Origin of the sequence: Methylosinus sp., from assembly GCF_036560965.1 — a bacterium.
GTDB lineage: Bacteria > Pseudomonadota > Alphaproteobacteria > Rhizobiales > Beijerinckiaceae > Methylosinus.
The window spans coordinates 44,194-61,678 of sequence record NZ_DATBQF010000040.1; the positions used below are offsets into that span (position 1 = coordinate 44,194).

At 66.4% G+C, this 17,485-nt stretch carries 23 protein-coding genes; 5 read left to right on the forward strand and 18 right to left on the reverse strand.

What is annotated here, in order from left to right:
• Positions 1-3: 3 nt before the first annotated feature.
• The gene (locus tag VIF40_RS11315; protein WP_331937618.1) at positions 4-795 is read right to left on the reverse strand and encodes a class III extradiol ring-cleavage dioxygenase; all 792 of its coding nucleotides are present in this window, start codon (positions 793-795) and stop codon (positions 4-6) included.
• Between the two features lie 137 nt (positions 796-932).
• On the opposite strand from VIF40_RS11315, the gene VIF40_RS11320 reads away from it, so the two are divergent.
• Positions 933-1,130 (forward strand): hypothetical protein, encoded by a 198-nt coding sequence (locus VIF40_RS11320; RefSeq protein WP_331937619.1) that lies wholly within the window; start codon positions 933-935, stop codon positions 1,128-1,130.
• A 60-nt stretch (positions 1,131-1,190) separates the two neighbouring features.
• On the opposite strand, the gene VIF40_RS11325 is transcribed toward VIF40_RS11320, so the two are convergent.
• A complete protein-coding gene (locus VIF40_RS11325) occupies positions 1,191-1,763 on the reverse strand; it encodes a sulfotransferase domain-containing protein (RefSeq protein ID WP_331937620.1) in 573 nt (190 codons plus the stop codon).
• A gap of 409 nt (positions 1,764-2,172) precedes the next feature.
• Between VIF40_RS11325 and rpmI the strand changes: the two genes are divergently transcribed.
• The 4 genes from rpmI (at position 2,173) to lpdA (ending at position 5,629) form a co-directional block, all read left to right on the forward strand.
• The gene (gene rpmI / locus VIF40_RS11330; RefSeq protein WP_331937621.1) at positions 2,173-2,373 is read left to right on the forward strand and encodes a 50S ribosomal protein L35; all 201 of its coding nucleotides are present in this window, start codon (positions 2,173-2,175) and stop codon (positions 2,371-2,373) included.
• A 43-nt stretch (positions 2,374-2,416) separates the two neighbouring features.
• On the forward strand, positions 2,417-2,782 hold the full coding sequence (gene rplT, locus VIF40_RS11335) for a 50S ribosomal protein L20 (RefSeq protein ID WP_331937622.1): 366 nt from the start codon (positions 2,417-2,419) through the stop codon (positions 2,780-2,782).
• 63 nt (positions 2,783-2,845) lie between these two features.
• On the forward strand, positions 2,846-4,117 hold the full coding sequence (locus tag VIF40_RS11340) for a hypothetical protein (RefSeq protein WP_331937623.1): 1,272 nt from the start codon (positions 2,846-2,848) through the stop codon (positions 4,115-4,117).
• Positions 4,118-4,189: 72 nt separating this feature from the next.
• A complete protein-coding gene (gene lpdA, locus VIF40_RS11345) occupies positions 4,190-5,629 on the forward strand; it encodes a dihydrolipoyl dehydrogenase (protein ID WP_331937624.1) in 1,440 nt (479 codons plus the stop codon).
• Between the two features lie 30 nt (positions 5,630-5,659).
• Here lpdA and VIF40_RS11350 read toward each other — a convergent pair whose 3' ends face one another.
• From VIF40_RS11350 to VIF40_RS11425, 16 genes are all read right to left on the reverse strand, one after another.
• Complete coding sequence (locus VIF40_RS11350) at positions 5,660-6,034, reverse strand: PRC-barrel domain-containing protein (protein WP_331937625.1); 375 nt, start codon at positions 6,032-6,034, stop codon at positions 5,660-5,662.
• Positions 6,035-6,167: 133 nt separating this feature from the next.
• Positions 6,168-7,532: an anion transporter gene (locus tag VIF40_RS11355; RefSeq protein WP_331937626.1), complete on the reverse strand. Its 1,365-nt coding sequence runs from the start codon at positions 7,530-7,532 to the stop codon at positions 6,168-6,170.
• 14 nt (positions 7,533-7,546) lie between these two features.
• Positions 7,547-8,758 carry an MFS transporter gene (locus tag VIF40_RS11360; RefSeq protein WP_331937627.1) on the reverse strand — a complete coding sequence of 404 codons (1,212 nt, stop codon included), beginning with the start codon at positions 8,756-8,758 and terminating at the stop codon, positions 7,547-7,549.
• Complete coding sequence (locus VIF40_RS11365; RefSeq protein WP_331937628.1) at positions 8,751-9,218, reverse strand: carboxymuconolactone decarboxylase family protein; 468 nt, start codon at positions 9,216-9,218, stop codon at positions 8,751-8,753. Before VIF40_RS11365 ends, VIF40_RS11360 begins: the two co-directional genes overlap by 8 nt.
• A gap of 176 nt (positions 9,219-9,394) precedes the next feature.
• Positions 9,395-10,246, reverse strand: a complete 852-nt coding sequence (locus VIF40_RS11370; RefSeq protein WP_331937629.1) for a class I SAM-dependent methyltransferase — start codon at positions 10,244-10,246, stop codon at positions 9,395-9,397.
• 85 nt (positions 10,247-10,331) lie between these two features.
• Positions 10,332-11,294, reverse strand: a complete 963-nt coding sequence (gene coaA / locus VIF40_RS11375; RefSeq protein WP_331937630.1) for a type I pantothenate kinase — start codon at positions 11,292-11,294, stop codon at positions 10,332-10,334.
• Positions 11,291-11,617, reverse strand: a complete 327-nt coding sequence (locus tag VIF40_RS11380) for a phosphoribosyl-ATP diphosphatase (RefSeq protein WP_331937631.1) — start codon at positions 11,615-11,617, stop codon at positions 11,291-11,293. The genes coaA and VIF40_RS11380 overlap by 4 nt, the downstream gene beginning before the upstream one ends.
• Complete coding sequence (hisF, locus tag VIF40_RS11385; protein WP_331937632.1) at positions 11,614-12,387, reverse strand: imidazole glycerol phosphate synthase subunit HisF; 774 nt, start codon at positions 12,385-12,387, stop codon at positions 11,614-11,616. Before hisF ends, VIF40_RS11380 begins: the two co-directional genes overlap by 4 nt.
• Positions 12,387-12,686 carry a hypothetical protein gene (locus tag VIF40_RS11390; RefSeq protein ID WP_331937633.1) on the reverse strand — a complete coding sequence of 100 codons (300 nt, stop codon included), beginning with the start codon at positions 12,684-12,686 and terminating at the stop codon, positions 12,387-12,389. Before VIF40_RS11390 ends, hisF begins: the two co-directional genes overlap by 1 nt.
• Positions 12,683-13,063, reverse strand: a complete 381-nt coding sequence (locus VIF40_RS11395) for a hypothetical protein (RefSeq protein WP_331937634.1) — start codon at positions 13,061-13,063, stop codon at positions 12,683-12,685. The genes VIF40_RS11390 and VIF40_RS11395 overlap by 4 nt, the downstream gene beginning before the upstream one ends.
• Positions 13,060-13,809, reverse strand: coding sequence for a 1-(5-phosphoribosyl)-5-[(5-phosphoribosylamino)methylideneamino]imidazole-4-carboxamide isomerase (gene hisA / locus VIF40_RS11400; RefSeq protein ID WP_331937635.1), 750 nt, complete (start codon positions 13,807-13,809; stop codon positions 13,060-13,062). The genes VIF40_RS11395 and hisA overlap by 4 nt, the downstream gene beginning before the upstream one ends.
• Complete coding sequence (hisH, locus tag VIF40_RS11405) at positions 13,797-14,444, reverse strand: imidazole glycerol phosphate synthase subunit HisH (RefSeq protein WP_331937636.1); 648 nt, start codon at positions 14,442-14,444, stop codon at positions 13,797-13,799. Before hisH ends, hisA begins: the two co-directional genes overlap by 13 nt.
• On the reverse strand, positions 14,441-14,911 hold the full coding sequence (locus VIF40_RS11410) for a DUF2628 domain-containing protein (protein ID WP_331937637.1): 471 nt from the start codon (positions 14,909-14,911) through the stop codon (positions 14,441-14,443). The genes hisH and VIF40_RS11410 overlap by 4 nt, the downstream gene beginning before the upstream one ends.
• A gap of 15 nt (positions 14,912-14,926) precedes the next feature.
• A complete protein-coding gene (gene hisB / locus VIF40_RS11415) occupies positions 14,927-15,520 on the reverse strand; it encodes an imidazoleglycerol-phosphate dehydratase HisB (RefSeq protein ID WP_331937638.1) in 594 nt (197 codons plus the stop codon).
• 186 nt (positions 15,521-15,706) lie between these two features.
• On the reverse strand, positions 15,707-16,150 hold the full coding sequence (locus tag VIF40_RS11420) for a very short patch repair endonuclease (RefSeq protein ID WP_331937639.1): 444 nt from the start codon (positions 16,148-16,150) through the stop codon (positions 15,707-15,709).
• Complete coding sequence (locus VIF40_RS11425) at positions 16,147-17,334, reverse strand: DNA (cytosine-5-)-methyltransferase (RefSeq protein WP_331937640.1); 1,188 nt, start codon at positions 17,332-17,334, stop codon at positions 16,147-16,149. The genes VIF40_RS11420 and VIF40_RS11425 overlap by 4 nt, the downstream gene beginning before the upstream one ends.
• Between the last annotated feature and the right edge of the window lie 151 nt (positions 17,335-17,485).

Consider the following 17,485-nt stretch of genomic DNA (forward strand, 5'->3'; position numbering starts at 1 on the left):
GTCTCACCCGAAAGCGAAGCCGGAGATCGCCTTGCCGGCGATCGAATCATGGAAGATGCGCCGCCCGACATCCGCGCCGGCGGCGCCGGCGACCACCATCAGCGGCAGAAGATGCTCCTCGCGCGGATGGCAGGCGCGCGCGAACGGCGCCGCGCTCCAATGTTCGAGCAGAGCGTCGCGCGCTTTCGCATCCGGCGTCGTCGCGGCCTCGGTCAGCCAAGCGTCGAAGCCGGCGGCGGCGCTCGCCTCGCCGTCGAAGAATGTGCGCAGATTGTGATAGCTGCTGCCGCTGCCCAATATCAGCACGCCCTCTTCGCGCAGCGGCTCCAGCGCCGCGCCGACGGCGATGTGAAAGGCGGGATCGAGATCCTCGCGTAGCGACAGGGGGACGATCGGGATCGTCGCGCCCGGATCGGCGATCAGCATGGGCACGAAGACGCCATGGTCGAAGCCGCGCGTCGAATCGAGCGCCGCCTCCACGCCCGCCGCCGCGAGCAGCCCGCGCGCCCGCTCGGCGAGGTCCGGCGCGCCAGGCGCAGGATAGCTCAGTCGATAGGTGTGCTCGGGGAAGCCGTAATAGTCGAAGATCATGCCGGGCGCCGTCGCTGCGCCGAGCGTGATCCGCGGCTCCTCCCAATGCGCCGAGACGAGAAGGATGGCGCGCGGGCGCTCCGGCAGAGAGTCGAGCAGGCCGGCGAGATGGGTCTTCAGCCCATCGAAAGCGCGGGCCATGGGCCCCTCCAGCCAGAAGCAGGGGCCGCCGCCATGGGAGAGGAAAATCGCCGGCTGCCGCATCGAAGTCCCTCCGTGAGGTGATCGCTCGGCAGATAGGCCGAGGCGCGGACGACCGCAATGCGGCGTCGGCCATCCCGTCTTTTCCCCGCCGGCCCCGCCTTTATATGAACGGCCAGAGGCCTCTGGAGGACGAAACGATGCACTCTCAAATCACCGGACTGAAAGTGGCGGCGGTCATCTTCGGGCTCATGGCGCTCGGCCAGGCCGGCCGGCTCGCGACACAGCCGGAAATCCAGGTCGGCGGCGCAGCCATGCCGCTGTGGCCGAGCGCGATCGCGCTCATCGTGCTGCTCGGCCTCTGCCTGTGGCTTTGGCGGCTGGCGAAGCCGCGGTGACGGGCGCGAGCGCGAGCGGCCGAGAGCTGTCCCGGCGCTCGTGCTTCGCGACCCTCGACGCTAGTCGTCATCCGCCGCCTCCGGATAGAACGCGTTCAAAATATCCGCGTAATGCGTTCTGATATATTTCACGATCGTCGGCGGCAACGCTTGCCGCCACTGGTCGGCTTTTCCCGAACGATAATGGGAGGCCTCATCGACCTTGCCGATCCGCCGGCCGGACATCGCCTCGAAACTGTAATTATCGTCTACGGGCAGGACGCTCTCGGGAAATCGCGACAGCAGGATCGAGCCCAGCGCGGCCCCTGGATTTCGGACCATATCCTCCATCCTCATGGTCTGAAATCTCGCATCCGCGTAGTTCCAATGGCGCAATGCATGTAGAGGACCGACCGCCCCATCGTAGAAGTCGTCTCGCTCCAAGAAAGAGAGCGTCACGAACAGGCCGTCGGCTTCCGGCGCAGATCGCAAAACCTCTCTTTGACGCGATAGTTTCGGCCATCCATCGAGCGCATGCGTATTTCTATGGGAAAAATATGCGGATACGACGATATCCAGAGGGTTTCTTATGATATGGACTCCATCCTGGAGCGTTCCTTCGACGAAATCATAAGACGCATTCGTCAAGGCCACGACCTCGGCCGAGGCGGGGGGCGCGAAACGGCTGTAGTGGGACCCGAAAAACTCCTTGGCGTTCAGTTCGCAGAACTCGGCGAGATAACGCTGGAGCCAAGTGCTCGCGCATTTGTGATGCGTCACGATATTCAGAGGTCGCAGCATTCCATCTCCACGGGCGAGCCGCCGGCCGGCGATCCGGGGACCACTCTTATCGGAACGGCGACTCGGAGCGCAAAGACTTTGCTCGGACGCGCGGCGATCCCTTGCAGAGCCGGGCTTGCCATCCCCCTGTCTTTCCGCTTATAAGCCGCGCTTCCGAACCGTCCGGCCAGTGATGGGCTGCCGTGGCGGTTCTTTTCGCTCGCGCGAATATGCGCTGGTTTTCCGGCGCGCAAAAACGGGGCCTCGAGCCCAGGAGAGCAAAATGCCCAAGCTGAAGACCAAATCGGGCGCCAAAAAGCGCTTCAAGATCACAGGCACCGGCAAGGTGGTCTACGCCCATAAGGGCAAGCGCCACGGCATGATCAAGCGCACCAATAAGCAAATCCGAAATCTGCGCGGGACCTCCGTCCTGTTCAAGACGGACGGCGATAACATCAAGAAGTATTTCCTGCCCAACGGCTGAGCTTCTCCCCTTCCCTCGCTTCGGATTTTAAAAGGATCACGCCATGGCTCGCGTCAAACGCGGCGTCACATCGCACGCCAAGCACAAGAAAACCCTGGATGCCGCCAAAGGCTTCTACGGCCGCCGCAAGAACACGATCCGCGCCGCCAAGGCCGCGGTCGATCGCTCGATGCAATATGCGACGCGCGACCGCAAGGCCAAGAAGCGCGTCTTCCGCGCGCTGTGGATCCAGCGCATCAACGCCGCCGTGCGCGAGTTCGGCCTGACCTACAGCCGCTTCATCGACGGCCTCGCCAAGGCCGGCGTCACGGTGGACCGCAAGGTGCTCTCCGAGCTCGCCATCACCCAGCCGGAGACCTTCAAGGCCATCGTCGAAAAGGCCAAATCCGCCCTGCCGCAAACGGCCTGAGGTCGATAGCGCCGGCGCGACTGCGACGACCGCCCGCGCGGAAGAACGCGCGGACGCCCGCAGATGAAATGGTACGCCTGTCTCAACGCGCCGGCCCTCGACCGCTACGCCACGCATTTGCGCGTCGCCGTCCGCACGGCGATCGACATAGCGGGGCTGGAGCCGCATATCGTCTTCGATGGCGAGGAGGACCGGCTCCGCGCCGTCCTCGGCCATGACGCGGCCGTCCATATCCACCGCCGACGCTCCGGCCTCATCGACGCGATAGAGGCGACGCCGGAGACGCCGGGCTGGAACCGCGCCGTCGCCGCCGGGGCGATGCTGCGCCTCGACATTCCGCTGATAGAGAGCGAGGACGAATTCGTCCTCTATACGGATTGCGACGTGCTGTTCGCGCGGCGCGTCGCGCTCTCGCCGCTGCGCCCACGCCTGTTCGCCGCCGCGCCCATGCACGAGCCGCACGAATGGTCGCAATTGTGCTCGGGCGTGCTGCTGCTCAATGTCCCGGCCATGCGCGCCGAATATAACGCGCTGCTGCGCCATGCGCGCGACCGGCTCGGCCGCCCGCATCATTACGACCAGGAAACGCTCAACGAGCATTTCGAAGGGCGCTGGGACCATCTGCCGATCCATATGCATTGGAAACCCTATTGGGGCGTCGAATGGGATGCGGCGATCGTGCATTTCCACGGCCCCAAGGCGGAGGATGCGCGGCTGCTCGCGGCCGCCCCCCCGCGCGACGATCTGTATGGACTGCTCTATTCGCGCGACCCGCGGGGCTATGCGCATTTTCTGCGCTTCCACGACATGGCCGAGCGCGCCATTCGTCGCGGCGAGCGAATCGGCCCCGCGGCGCTCGCGCCGCTGCGGCTCGAGGCGGCGACGGCCTCCGGCGGCCGCGCGCTGCGCCGCGCCTGGGCCAGCCTGCGCGGACTGATCCCGCAGCGGCCGCGCGAGGCCGCGCCCCCGCCGCGGCTGCCGCCCGAGGCGAGCTTCGCCGAAGTCGTGACACAAGAGAATTTCGACGAGCGCGCCTATCTCTACGCCAATCCCGATGTATCCGAATCGGTGCGGCGCGGCCGGATCGTCTCCGGCCGGGCGCATTTTTCGCGCTATGGCCGCTATGAGGGGCGTGTGCAGATCATCCCGCGCGACATCCTCGCCACGCCGGAGAATTTCGACGCGGAAGCCTATATCGCGCGCAATCCGGACGTCGCCTTTCTAATCGCGCGCGGCCGCTACGCCTCGGCCCGCGCGCATTTCGAGCAGCGCGGATGCGCCGAGGGACGCCGGCAGCTCGTGCGGACGGCGAGGCGCCACATACCCGCCGACTGACGCCCGTCGCCTATGGCGCCCGGCCCTCGTATCCGCCACATAGGAGAACGGTCGAGTCGCGCGAGGGCCTTCATGTCCAATTCCTATGATCTCATCGTCATCGGCGGCGGCCCGGGCGGCTATGTCGCCGCGATCCGCGCCGCCCAGCTCGGGCTGAGAACCGCCGTCGTCGAGCGCGAGCATCTCGGCGGCATTTGCCTCAATTGGGGCTGCATCCCGACCAAGGCGCTGCTGCGCTCGGCCGATATCTTTCGCTATGCGCGACATGCGACAGATTTCGGGCTGCGGATCGAAGGCGACGTGTCCTTCGATGCGGAAGCGCTGGTGAAGCGCTCGCGCGCGGTCGCCGCCCGGCTCAACGCCGGCGTCGAGTTTCTGTGCAAGAAGAACAAGATCGATGTGATCTGGGGCGAGGCCTCGCTCACCGCGCCGGGCGAGGTCCGCGTCGCCGCGTCGAAAGGCTTCGGCGCGCGCCCGCAGTTTCCAAAGCCCAAGAGCATTCTCGGCGAAGGCGTCTATACGGCCGCGCATGTGATCGTCGCGACCGGAGCGCGGCCGCGCGCGCTGCCCGGCCTCGAGCCGGACGGACGACTCGTCTGGACCTATTTCGAGGCGCTGCTGCCGGCCTCCATTCCGAAGTCGCTGCTCGTCGTCGGCGGCGGCGCGATCGGCGTCGAATTCGCGTCCTTCTATTCGACCTTCGGCGCGCAGGTGACGCTGGTCGAGGCGCTGCCGCAGATTCTCGCCGCGGAAGACGCCGAGATCGCCGCTCTGGCGCGCAAATCCTTCGAGAAGCAAGGCATAAAGATCGTCACCAATGCGACGGTCGCGCGGCTCGACAAGCGAGAGAATAGCGTCGCCGCGACGATCGTCACGGAGGGCGGCGAAACGCTCGTCGAGGCCGAGCGCGTGATTTCCGCCGTCGGCGTCGTTCCCAATAGCGAGGGCCTAGGCCTCGAGGCGCTGGGCGTGAAAATGGAGCGCGGCGTCATCCTCACCGATGGCCTCGGCCGCACCAATGTCGCCGGCGTCCATGCGATCGGCGACGTCGCGGGTCCGCCCATGCTCGCCCATAAGGCCGAGCATGAGGGCGTCGTCTGCGTGGAGGCCATCGCCGGGCTCTCGCCGCACCCCATCGAGCGCACGCGCATTCCCGCCTGCACCTATTGCCATCCGCAGATCGCCTCCGTCGGCCTCACGGAAGCGGCGGCGAAAGAGGCGGGCTATGAGCTGAAGGTCGGGCGCTTCCCCTATCTCGCCAATGGCAAGGCCATTGCGATGGGCGAGGCGGAAGGACTGGTGAAGACGATCTTCGACGCCAAGAGCGGCCGCCTGCTCGGCGCGCATCTGATCGGCGAGGAAGTGACGGAGCTGATCCAGGGCTTCGTCATCGCGATGACGCTGGAGACGACCGAGGCGGAGCTGATCGAGACGATCTTCCCGCATCCGACGCTCTCCGAGACGATGCACGAGAGCGCGCTCGACGCCTATGGGCGGGCGATGCACATCTGATGAAGACGCGACGTCGAGAGACTTCTCTGCCTACCGCGCCGCCGCCGCGCCTTCCCAATAGGGCTCCGCGCCGTAATGGGCGTGGATGCGCGTCTCCCAAGCGCGATCGTCCCAGCTCGCCTCGTCATATTCGGGCGCGTCCTCGAGCATGTGCTCGGTCACCGTCGTCGCATAGCGGCGCTTGTCGAGATCATAGCGGAGCGCGTTCCACGGCACGGCGTGATGGCCCTTGCGCAGGCACATGAAGCCGCAGAAGTTCACGATCGCGTAGCGCGCCCGCCCGCTCGCCGGATCGATCATGAAATGATCGATCTCGCCGATCTCCTTGCCGCTCTGATCGAAAACCTTCGCGCCGACGATATGCTCGCTCGAGATCATATGGAGCTGCGGGATTGCGGTCGCCATTTCGACCTCCCCTCGTGGGCCCCCGGCCCTCCGATGCGATGAAAACGCCCGGCGCGGCGAAAAGTTGCCGCCTGGAGCGCGATCCGACATTCCTTCTTTGGAGCGGAACGCCTTCTTTGGAGCGGAACGCGCTCTAAGACAGCCGCCAGGCGCCGAAAGCGATGGTGATGAGCGTGAGCGGCGCGCCCACTTTGAAATAGGCCCAGAAGCTGATCGAGACGCCGGCCGCGCGGGCGCGCTCGGCGACGATGAGATTGGCGACCGAGCCGATCAGCGTCAGATTGCCGGCGAGCGTCGAGGCCATGGCGATGACGAGCCAGGCGCGCTGCGGATCGGCCGCGCCGGCGACGAAGGGCTTCAACGCCAGCACCGCAGGCACATTGCTGACCAGATTGGAGAGGATGGCGGACAGGAGCGCCAGCACGCCGGAATTGGAGAGATCGAAACGGCCGATCGAAGCGACGGCCTCCGGCGTCAGCACTGTCGTCTCGAGCCCTTCGACGACGATGAACAGGCCGACGAACATCAGCAGGAGCGGCCAGTCGATCTCGCGATAGACTTTTTCCGCCTTCACATGACGCGTGACCAGCAGCAGCGCGCCGCCGACGATGGCGACCTTCGCCACGTTTTGGCCGGCGAAGAAGAGGCCCATCATGGCGAGCGTCACCAGCACGGATTTGACCACGAGAAATCCGCGCGCCCGCGCCGGCGCCGGCGCGACCACGGGCAGCCGCTCGCGCGCGAGAAACTCGCGGGGATAGAAGAGCGCGAGAAGCGCGAAAGTCACGACAAGGCCGAAGGCCGCCACCGGCCACAGCGCCGCGGCGAAGGCGCCATAGGGAATATGCGACAGGCCGCCGATGATCATGTTCTGCGGATTGCCGGTGATCGTCGCGACGCTGCCGACATTGGAGGCCATAGCCACGGCCAGCAGATACGGCAGAGGATCGCGCTTCAGCCGCTTGGTCAGCTCGATGGTGAGCGGCGTCATCACGAGGCAGATGGCGTCATTGACGAGAAAGGCCGAGAAGGCGCCCGTCACCAGCACAATGGCCGCGAGCAGCGCGAGGGGGCTCTTCGCCTGCGTCACGACGACATTGCCGGCGAGGCGAAAAAAGCCGGAGAGCCGCAGATTGGCGACGACGATCATCATGCCCAGCAGCAGCGTGATCGTGTCGAAGTCGATGGCGCGATAGGCCGCGTCCAGCGGCAGCACGCCGAGCCCGACCATCAGGCTCGCGCCGAGCAGAGCCGCGCCGGCGCGATCGAGCCGCAGCCCCGGCGCCTCGCCGAGCGCGATGACGAAATAGGTCCCCGCAAAGATGATGACGGCGGCGGCGCGAGTCCAGCCGGAGGACGCGTCGCCGCCCGACAGCAGCGACGGAACAGCGGCGAGCAGCGTCACGCCGGCCGCGGCCGCCAGGGCCCCGGCGAAGACGAGCGCCACGGCGAGCAGCGCCGCGGCGAAAGGCGAGCGTGCGCGTTCTCGATCATTCATGAAGGATCACATGTTCAGGCCGCGGAGGACGCTGGCTTAGCGCTTTCCGGCATGCCGAGCCAGAGCAAGAGAAACGCGAGCGTCGCGACGGCGGCGAGGAACAGAAAGGCGGCGTCGAAGCCGGCTCTGTCGACCAGCGCGCCGGCGACGACATTGCTGAGCGCCGCGCCCACGCCCCAGGCCGCGCCGGACGCGCCGAGCGCGAGGCTGTAATGGCCGGTGCCCTCGGTGAGATCGTCGATGACGATGAAGAAGAGCGCGCCGAACAGGCCGGCGCCGATCCCATCGAGCAATTGAATGGAGACGAGATAGAGCGGATCGTCGAACAGCGTGTAGAGAACGCCGCGAACCGGCAGCACGGCGAAACCCACGAGCAGCAGCGGCTTGCGTCCCCACAGATCGGCCTTGGCGCCGACGATGGCGGCCATGGGGATCATCACCGCCTGCGCGGCGACGATGCAGGCCGCCATGAACAAGGAGCCGGTCTGATCGCGCCCTTGGCTCAGACGCTCGCCGACCAGCGGCAGCATGGCGGCGTTGGCGAAATGAAACAGCGTGATCGCCGCGGTGAAGATCAGCAGCGGACGCGATTCGAAAATCACGCGCAATCCGCTCGGCCGCTCGCCGTCGGCGGGGTCGTCGTCATCCGCGCCGAGGCCGCGCGCGGCGCGATGATCGATCTCGCTCGGATCGATCATCGCCAACGCCAGCGCGCTGACGCAGGCCAGCAGCACGACGAGCCAGAGCACGGCCACCGGCGCGATCAGCCAGCCGGCGAGTCCCGCCGCGATCGCCGTCACCACATTGCCGGCGTGATTGAACCCCTCGTTGCGGCCGATCCGCTCGGCGAAATACGCCCTTCCGACGACGCCGAGGCTGATCGCCGCGATCGCCGGCGGAAACACGGCGTCGCAAGCGCCGATGAGCGTCTGCGCCGCCGCGGCCGGCCAGAAAAAGGGGAAGAGGCCGAGCGCCGCGGAACCCGCCGCGACGAGAAGCGCGCCAACGGCGACGACGCCGCGCTTTCTGCGCGTCCAGTCGACGAAAGCGCCGGCGGGGGCGCGCGCCGCCACAGTGGCCGCGCCGCCGATGGTCATGATGACGCCGATGCTGGTGGCGTCCCAATGGCGGCTCGACCACAGATAGATCGCCAGAAAGGGCCCGACGCCGCCCTGCACATCGGCGAGCAGAAAGCTCACCCAGTCGAGACCCTTCTCGCTACGCATGGCTCGCGGCGCGCTTCACCGCGCCGGGCGTCGCGCGAAAGGCGATGGCGATGCGGTTATAGGCGTTCATCAGGCCGATCGCGATCGTCAGATCGGCCAGCTCCTTTTCCGCGAACTGCGTCGAGACGGCCGAAAATTCCGCATCGGGAATCCCGGTCTCGGCGACGCGCGTCGTGGTCTCCGCCCAGGCGAGCGCCGCCCGCTCGCGCTCCGAGAACAGCGCCTCCGCCTCGCGCCAGACGGACACGAGCGCGAGCTTCTCCACCGTGAAGCCTTCCGCGATCAGCGCGCGCGTGTGCAGATCGAGACAATAGGCGCAGCCGTTGATCTGCGACACGCGCAGATAGACGAGCTCGACGAGCGCCTTGCCGAGTCCGCTGGCGCCGACATAGGAATGCGCGACGCCGAGCGCTTTCATGCCTTCGGGCGCAGCGTGGGCGTAATCGAGGCGGCTGGTCATTCTCTCTCTCCTGCTGGACGTCGGGAAGGGTCAGAAATGTCTCGCTCGAATCGTCGACGAATATAGTGAGCAAACGCGCCCGCTCTGTGTCGTCGGCGCTCTCGCTAACCAGATGGAGCGCCTGGCGGCTCGAACCAACTCTGCCCGGCGCGGAAAAGTTCCTGCACCGATCGAGGTCACGGCGCAGTCGCGACACAAACGAAACTCGACGACGCGCGCGGCACGAAGTCGAGCTCACGCGGTTTTTCGGCGCGAATTCTCGCGACGATCGCCCTCACGAATTCAATTTCGGCGTCTCCGATCGCCGCGCCGGCCAACGCCTCCCTTACCCAGTCGCGGCCCATTTCCTCTTCCAGAAAATCGATGTCGTAGGTCTCGATCGGATCGAGACGCACGCGATCATTCGACCATATGCGAATATTCTCGAGCCCCGCCCGCGCGAGCAGGGTCGGCAGCCGCAAACCGATATCCTGGTCGCCTCTGCTGATTTTGACAAACTCGACGAACCTGACCCAGACGCCATAGAAGGCGGCGCGTTCAGAGGGCGTCAGAAAATTCGTCAATTCGAGCGTCTGCGCCCAATTCAAATGATTGACCGGCTCGACGCAGACGATCGTTCCGCCGCGCTTCGCCACGCGACGCATTTCCGCGACGATTTTTTCCGGCGCAAGGCTGTGCATCAACAAAGTCTGCGCGGTGACGATGTCGAACGAGCCCCCGGGCAGGCCGGTTTCGCTCACATCCGCCTCGACAGCGCGATAGGCGATATGCGGCGCGCGCTCAGCATATTTTTTTGCGGAGCGCTCGCACCAATTGCGCTCCCGATCGACGCCCGTCACGTCCCGCAGATCGACGAAGGCGTCGAGAAGGCCGAGGCTCCAATGCCCTTCGCCGACGCCGAAATCGGCGAGGCTCGTCACGATCTCGTCGCCTATGGCCCGCGACTTCAGCAGGAGGAGAAAATCACGGCTCCACCAATCGAAGCGCTCGTCGTGAATGTAATCCGCCGAATGCGGCGCCTCCGACATGATCGCTCCTCCGCAATGACATGAGGCCCACGCCAATCGAAGCGGCGCGGCTCTGCAATGAATTGGACGCCCCGTCGCGCCGCCCTCACAACTTCCGCAGCGCGACTTCCTCTATGCGATGATCCGCGCCCTTGGTCAGCACCAGGCTGGCGCGTGGGCGCGTCGGCGAAATGTTGCGGCGCAGATTCTCGAGATTGATGCGCGTCCAAATATCGGTGGCGACGCGCATCGTCTCCGCATCGTCGAGATCGGCGTATTTCTTGAAGTAGGACAGCGGATCGCGGAAGGCGGTCTCGCGCAGGCGGCGGAAACGGTCCACATACCATTGCTCGAGCACAGTCTCCTCGGCGTGCAGATAGACCGAGAAGTCGAAGAAATCCGAGACGAAGGGAATCTCGCGTCCGTCCTCGCGCGGACGGCTGGCGAGCAGCACATTGACGCCCTCGACGATCAGAATGTCGGGACGATCGACATAGAAGAACTCGTCCGGCACGACGTCATAGGTCAGATGCGAATAGACCGGCGCCGCGACATTGCGCTGGCCGGCCTTCACATCGGAGAGAAAGCGCAGCAGCGCGCGATTGTCGTAGCTCTCCGGAAAACCCTTCTTGTCCATGAGGTCGTCGCGCTCGAGCACGGCGTTGGGATGGAGAAAGCCGTCGGTGGTGACGAGCTCGACCTTCGGCGTGTTGGGCCAGCGCGACAACAGCGCCTTGAGGATGCGCGCCGTCGTCGATTTGCCCACGGCGACGGAGCCGGCGACGCCGATGATATAGGGCATCTTGCCGTCCTCGGCGCCCAGAAACCGCTGCGTCGCCTTGAACAGCCCCTGCGTCGCCGCGACATAGAGCGCGAGCAGGCGCGAGAGCGGCAGATAAATCTCGATGACCTCTTCCAGCGAGATCGGATCGTCGAGCGATTTGAGCCGCGTCAGATCGTCGAGCGTCAGCGTCAGCGGCGTGTCGGCGCGCAGGCTCGCCCATTCGGCGCGGGTGAAGCGCCGATAGGGCGACAGCACCACGCCCCCGAGATTGGCCTCGGCGTTCATTTCCGCTCTCCGCGCGACGCTTTTTCCGCATGGCCGGATTGGACCGTGCGAGTCTCCAGCTCGGCGAGCACCTCCTCGAGCGCGACGCCGCCGGCGGCGAGCAGCACGAGCAGATGATAGAGCGTGTCGGCGGCTTCGCTGGTCAGATTGCGCTTGTCGCCTTCCATTGCGGCGATGACGGTCTCCACGGCCTCCTCGCCGAATTTCTTGGCGATGCGGGGCGTGCCGGCCTCGAACAGGCTCTTGGTGTAGGATTGCGCGGCGTCTGCGCCCCGCTTCGATGCGATGATCTGCGCGAGATCGGCGAGGGTGAAATCGCTCATGAAGGCTCCAGGCCGTCGAGACGCATCGGTATGCCCGCTTTCGCCATATATCGCTTCGCCTGCGGGATCGAGAACTCGCCGAAGTGGAAAATAGACGCCGCGAGAACGGCGGAAGCATGGCCTTCGCGCACGCCCTCCACCAGATGATCCAGCGTTCCGACTCCGCCAGAGGCGATGACCGGCACGTCGACAGCGTCGGCCACGGCGCGGGTCAACGCTATGTCGAAGCCGATTTTGGCGCCGTCGCGGTCCATGGAGGTGAGCAGAATTTCGCCCGCGCCGAGGCTCGTGACCTCCTTGGCGTAGTCCACGGCGTCTATGCCCGTCGGGCGGCGGCCGCCGTGGGTGAAGATTTCCCAGTGATCGCCGACGCGCTTGGCGTCTATGGCGACGACGATGCATTGCGAGCCGAATTTCTCGGCCGCCTCGCGCACGAATTGGCGATCGGCGACGGCGGCCGAATTGATCGAGGCCTTGTCGGCGCCGGCGAGCAGGAGATTGCGAATGTCGTCCTCGACGCGCACGCCGCCGCCGACAGTGAGCGGCATGAAGCAGGCCTCCGCCGTGCGCCGCACGACGTCCAGCATGATGCCGCGATTCTCGTGGCTGGCGGTGATATCGAGGAAGCAGAGCTCGTCGGCGCCGGCGGCGTCATAGGCGATGGCGCATTCGACCGGATCGCCGGCGTCGCGCAGATCGACGAAATTGACGCCTTTGACGACGCGGCCCTCTTTGACGTCGAGGCAGGGGATGACGCGGGATTTGAGCATCAGGCGGCCGAGGTGAGCGTTTCGGTCGAGCGCAAAAAGCTCCAGAATTTAGGAGCCATATAGCCTGCGCGATCCGAGCCGCTGAGATCGGCCAAGAAAAACTGCTCATCGCCAATAGGACCCGAGCGCAATCTTTCCGTGAGCGCCGCAATGTCGAGAGCGGTCGAAACGAACGTCACATTTTCATCGAACGCATAGACCATGTCGCCTTCGTCCAGAACATTCGCGACAGGCCGAACATCCGCGTCGGCAGGAGCAGAACCTACGGAAAAGACGAGGATATATGGCTTGCGTGTCATTGCTCGTCCTTCCCTTGCTTCCGTTCGATTTCGAGGCGCGGCATTTCGTTCACTATGTCGACGATCTCGGCAGTCGCGTCTTTCCTGTAGAGAATCTGCAGGGCGTGGTGGCGGAGCTGATATTCCTCCGACTGCAGCCGATCTGGATCGCGGAATAGCAGGATAATGTACGTGATCAGCGTCACCAAAACAGGGGCGCCGCCGAGCGCCGCGAAAACCAGCTTCAGGATAGCGTCGTCTCGAAGGAGATACACCGCGACGACGCTAGTCGGGAAGACGAGCGCGATTGTCCAGAGGAGCGGATTGAGCACGTTACGAACCTTGACGACGCCCGCCCGGGACGTCCAGCTCCGAAACGCTTCCTCCGGCCGCTTCATGCCCCTCCCCTCGCCGCCCTTATCAGCGCCAGCGCTTCCGCCGGATCGAGCCGCCCGTCATAGAGCGCGCGGCCGGTGATCGCGCCCGCGAGCTTCTTGCAGTCGGGCTGCAGCAGCCGCTCTATGTCGGCGAGCGAGGCGAGGCCGCCGGAGGCGATGACCGGAATACTCAACGCATCGGCGAGCGCCAGCGTCGCCTCTATGTTGAGGCCCTTCAGCACGCCGTCGCGCGAAATATCCGTGTAGATGATGGCCGACACGCCCGCGTCCTCGAAGCTGCGGCCAAGATCCTGCGCCGAGACATGGGTGCGGCGCGCCCAGCCCTCGACCGCGACGAAACCGTCCTTGGCGTCGATGCCGACCGCGATGCGGCCCGGATAGAGCCGCGCCGCCTCGCGCACCAGCGCCGGATCGCGCACCGCGGCCGTGCCGATGATGACGCGCGAAATCCCCTTGTCGAGCCAGCGCGAGATGGTGCGCATCTCGCGAATGCCGCCGCCGAGCTGCACCGGAATTTTGATGTTGGCGAGAATGCCCTCCACCGCCAGCGCATTCATCGGCGCGCCGGCGAAGGCGCCGTCGAGATCGACGACATGCAGATAGTCGAAGCCTTGGGCGGCGAAGGCCTGCGCCTGCGCGGTCGGATCGTCGTTGAACACTGTCGCCGAGGACATTTCGCCTTCGACGAGGCGGACGCATTGACCCTCTTTGAGATCGATCGCGGGGAACAGGATCACGGACGCCACCTCAGAAAATTCGCGATGAGAGCGAGGCCGAGCCTCTGGCTCTTCTCGGGATGGAATTGCGTGCCGACGAGATTGTCTCGCGCCACGACGGCGGTCAGCGGCGCGCCGTAATCCGTCGTCGCGACGACGTGATCGGGCGAAGCCGGCAGGAATTGGTAGGAATGCACGAAATAGGCGTGCAGGCCTTTTTCCCCGGTGGGAATGTTCGCGAACAGCGCGTGCGGACGGGCGAGCGTCAGCGTGTTCCAGCCCATATGGGGGATTTTCAGGTTCTTGTCCGCGGGCTCGATGACGGCGACATCGCCCGCGATCCAGCCGAGCCCCGCCGCCTCGCCATGCTCGAGGCCGCGCGTCGCCATCAGCTGCATGCCGACGCAGATGCCGAGGAACGGCCGGCCGCGCTCGATGACCGCCTCGCGCAGCGCCTCGTCCAGCCCGGCGAGCGCCGCGAGGCCGCTGCGGCAGTCGCGGAAGGCGCCGACGCCCGGCAGGCAGATGCGCTCCGCGCGGCGCACCACGTCCGGATCATTGGTGACGGTGATCGTCGCCCCCTCGCCCTCCCGCGCCGCGCGCTCGAAGGCCTTGGCGGCGGAGTGCAGATTGCCCGATCCATAATCGATGATCGCCGTCGTCACGCGCGCGGCTCCTCGAACAGGCCGCCGATGACCGGACGCGCCGCCCGGCCGCCGCGCGGCGGGACCGCAGTGGTCGAAAGGACGCCGGAGGGGCGCCAATTGGCGAAGAACACATCCTCGGCCTCGTCGATGCTATCCGCGACCATGACCGCGCTCTCCGTATAGCCCTTGCGCTCGAGCGACCAGGCGACGAGCCGCGGCCCCTCGAGACCGAGCAGCAGGCCGAGCGCCAGCTGCAAGACCGAGGCCGCCTCGGCGTCGAGCGCGAAGGCCGCCCCTCCGCCGAGGATCAGCGCGAGCGCGGCTGTCCATAGGACGGCCGGCAGCCATGCCCGCCGCCACAGCAGCCACAGCGGGCCGAGCAGAAAGGCCGGCGTCGAGAAGCCGTCGCGCAGGAAGACGATTCGCTCCGGCGACGGAGCCTCGCCCGGCGCGGCCGGGGGAATATGGACGGTGTAGACGGCCATGGGCCCGCCTCCCTTTCAGCCGGTGAGCGTGCCTTTGGTCGAGGGAATGACGCCGCCGCGGCGTGGGTCGGGCGCGACCGCCTTGCCGAAGGCGCGGGCGAAACCCTTGAAGCAGCATTCCGCGATATGATGCGAATTGACGCCGCGCAGCGCCTCGACATGCAGCCCGATGCGCGCATTCATGGCGAAAGCCTGGAAGAACTCGCGCACCAGCTCGGTGTCGAACTCGCCGATCTTGGCCGCCGGAAAGGCGACGTCGAAGACGAGGAAGGGCCGGCCGGACACATCGACGACGATGCGGGCGAGCGCCTCGTCAAGAGGCACATGAGCGTCGCCATAGCGGGCGATGCCCTTGCGGTCGCCGAGCGCCTCGTCCACCGCCTTGCCCAGCGCTATGCCGACATCCTCCACCGTATGGTGGCCGTCTATGTGCAGATCGCCCTTGGCGGCGACGGTGAGATCGAGCGGGGCGTGGCGGGCGATCTGGTCGAGCATATGGTCGAAGAAGCCGATCCCGGTCGAAATATCGGACTTGCCCTCGCCGTCGAGGTCGACGGCGACGGCGATACGGGTCTCTTTCGTGTCGCGCTCGTATTTGGCGCTGCGCATGGCTCGACGGGCTCGCAGTGGGTCTCGAGGGCCGACGCGGCCTCGATGGACTGGAACGGAATATAGACCGCTCTCCGCGGCTTGTAGCAATTCGGCGGGCGCATGGCCAGAAGCGTGGGCGATCGGCGTGAACCGCCCTTTGCCACGCCCGGTCCAATTCTCTCGGCCCAGTCCAATTCTCCTGGCCTAATCCAATTCTCGCGGCCTGCCAAAGCCGCCGCGGCACGCGAGCCGGCCGAGCCGCGCCTCCAGGCGGAGCGGGTCCAGCGCCTCGCACTCCCACACGATGGCGACGTGAAAGCCCTGTGCTCTCAAAGCCTTGGCCTTGCGCGCGTCGCGGATGCGATTGGCCGCGAATTTTTCTTGCCAGAAGGCCCGGTTCTGCTTCGGGATCGTGCCGCGCGGGCAGGTCTTGTGGTGATGCCAGAAGCAGCCATTGACGAAGAGCGCCCATTGGCGGCTCCGATTGGCGAAATCCGGCGCGCCGGGCAAACCTTTGACATTGCGTCGATAATGCAGCCCGGCGCGCCTCAGCGCCAAAGCGACGGCCTCCTCCGCGCCGGTGCGGGTCTGGCGCACTCTTTTCATCAGCGCCGAACGCGCCGGATCGCTGGCCGGCGGCGTCTTCATCGGACGGCCAGCCTCGAGGCGGCGGCGAGCCTCGGGACGGCGCGCATCGACTCGAGATGAGCGGCGACCGCCTCCCGGAAGCCGGGCTCGAATCGCAGCTTCGCCCGCTCCGTGCGGGTGAGGAAGCCGGCGGCGGCGCGCTCGGAGAGCGGCTTGCCCGGATGGTCGAGGAAAAGATGCAGCGGCTCACGCTCCCGCCAGACCGGAAAGGCGGAAATCTCGACGCCGAAGCGCCGGTCTCCGTCACAGCGCGCGGCGCGGGGCCAGCGGGCCCCCTCCTCCAGCGCCGCGCCGTCGCGAGCCGGGTCATAGCGGCCGGGCGCCTCGAGCCGGCCGCCGATCCATTCGGCCACGGGCGCGCTCACGGCGTTGCCGATCAGCGACCAGCGCCAATTGGCCCGCCCCAGCGCCTCTGCCGGCGCGGTCCAATCCGGCGGAAAGCCCTGCAGCCGCTCGGCGTCGCGAATATCCGGCGTCACCACGCCTCCGCCCGGCAGCAGAATCGCCGGCGGCGAGGCGATGCCGAGCGTCGAGCCGTTTTTCAACGTCGGCACGCAATCGGGCGCCCAGCCGAGCCCGCGCACCCCCTCCGTCCAATAGAAGCCATGGGCGTGCGTCCCCAGCGCCGTCGCGCGCGGGCGCGGGGCCGCCTCGTCGACCAGCAGGCTGTCGGCGGGGTCGGCGGCGCGCGAGGCCAGAAACAGCACGCGCTCGCGCCGCTGCGGCAGGAACGCCAAAGTGTTGACGACCCGATAGGCCCAGCGATAGCCGCGCTCCTCGAAGGCCGAAACGAGCCGCGCCATGGCCCGCCCGCGATCGAGGCTCAGCATGAAGGACACATTCTCGAGCAGAGCATGGGGCGCGCGCGTCTCGTCGAGCAGCCGGAACACATGCTCGACGAGCGAGGATTTGCGCCCGCCTATGCCCTGCGTGCGGCCGGCCTGGCTCAAATCCTGACAAGGGAAGCCGGCGGCGACGAGCTCCGTCTCGCCCGGCAGCGCGCGCAGCGACGCGACGTCGCCGGCATTGGGCGTGTCGGGAAATCGCGCGGCGAGCACGCGCGCGGCGAGCGGCCAATTTTCGGAAAACAGGAGGCAGTCATGTCCCGCGCGGGCGAGCCCGAGCTCGAGCCCGCCGATCCCGGCGAACAGGCCGACGACTTTCATGAACGGCCGAAGGAGCATGGCCTCGCGGCCGAGTGACGTCGAGCGATTCGTCTGCGCATGAGGCGAGTTGACCGCCATGGACGAAGACGTGTCAAGCGCGCCGCGCGAATGCGCGACGGCCCGCGCTCGTGTGAACGACTTCCGCAGGACCGGCGTCGACGCTCGAAAA

Bases quoted from the DNA above. Each gene is read 5' to 3' on its own strand.
- VIF40_RS11315 (WP_331937618.1), bottom strand. From the start codon at position 795: ATGCGGCAGCCGGCGATTTTCCTCTCCCATGGCGGCGGCCCCTGCTTC.
- VIF40_RS11320 (WP_331937619.1), top strand. From the start codon at position 933: ATGCACTCTCAAATCACCGGACTGAAAGTGGCGGCGGTCATCTTCGGG.
- rpmI (WP_331937621.1), top strand. From the start codon at position 2,173: ATGCCCAAGCTGAAGACCAAATCGGGCGCCAAAAAGCGCTTCAAGATC.
- rplT (WP_331937622.1), top strand. From the start codon at position 2,417: ATGGCTCGCGTCAAACGCGGCGTCACATCGCACGCCAAGCACAAGAAA.
- VIF40_RS11340 (WP_331937623.1), top strand. From the start codon at position 2,846: ATGAAATGGTACGCCTGTCTCAACGCGCCGGCCCTCGACCGCTACGCC.
- lpdA (WP_331937624.1), top strand. From the start codon at position 4,190: ATGTCCAATTCCTATGATCTCATCGTCATCGGCGGCGGCCCGGGCGGC.
- VIF40_RS11350 (WP_331937625.1), bottom strand. From the start codon at position 6,034: ATGGCGACCGCAATCCCGCAGCTCCATATGATCTCGAGCGAGCATATC.
- VIF40_RS11355 (WP_331937626.1), bottom strand. From the start codon at position 7,532: ATGAATGATCGAGAACGCGCACGCTCGCCTTTCGCCGCGGCGCTGCTC.
- VIF40_RS11360 (WP_331937627.1), bottom strand. From the start codon at position 8,758: ATGCGTAGCGAGAAGGGTCTCGACTGGGTGAGCTTTCTGCTCGCCGAT.
- VIF40_RS11365 (WP_331937628.1), bottom strand. From the start codon at position 9,218: ATGACCAGCCGCCTCGATTACGCCCACGCTGCGCCCGAAGGCATGAAA.
- VIF40_RS11370 (WP_331937629.1), bottom strand. From the start codon at position 10,246: ATGTCGGAGGCGCCGCATTCGGCGGATTACATTCACGACGAGCGCTTC.
- coaA (WP_331937630.1), bottom strand. From the start codon at position 11,294: ATGAACGCCGAGGCCAATCTCGGGGGCGTGGTGCTGTCGCCCTATCGG.
- VIF40_RS11380 (WP_331937631.1), bottom strand. From the start codon at position 11,617: ATGAGCGATTTCACCCTCGCCGATCTCGCGCAGATCATCGCATCGAAG.
- hisF (WP_331937632.1), bottom strand. From the start codon at position 12,387: ATGCTCAAATCCCGCGTCATCCCCTGCCTCGACGTCAAAGAGGGCCGC.
- VIF40_RS11390 (WP_331937633.1), bottom strand. From the start codon at position 12,686: ATGACACGCAAGCCATATATCCTCGTCTTTTCCGTAGGTTCTGCTCCT.
- VIF40_RS11395 (WP_331937634.1), bottom strand. From the start codon at position 13,063: ATGAAGCGGCCGGAGGAAGCGTTTCGGAGCTGGACGTCCCGGGCGGGC.
- VIF40_RS11410 (WP_331937637.1), bottom strand. From the start codon at position 14,911: ATGGCCGTCTACACCGTCCATATTCCCCCGGCCGCGCCGGGCGAGGCT.
- hisB (WP_331937638.1), bottom strand. From the start codon at position 15,520: ATGCGCAGCGCCAAATACGAGCGCGACACGAAAGAGACCCGTATCGCC.
- VIF40_RS11420 (WP_331937639.1), bottom strand. From the start codon at position 16,150: ATGAAGACGCCGCCGGCCAGCGATCCGGCGCGTTCGGCGCTGATGAAA.
- VIF40_RS11425 (WP_331937640.1), bottom strand. From the start codon at position 17,334: ATGCTCCTTCGGCCGTTCATGAAAGTCGTCGGCCTGTTCGCCGGGATC.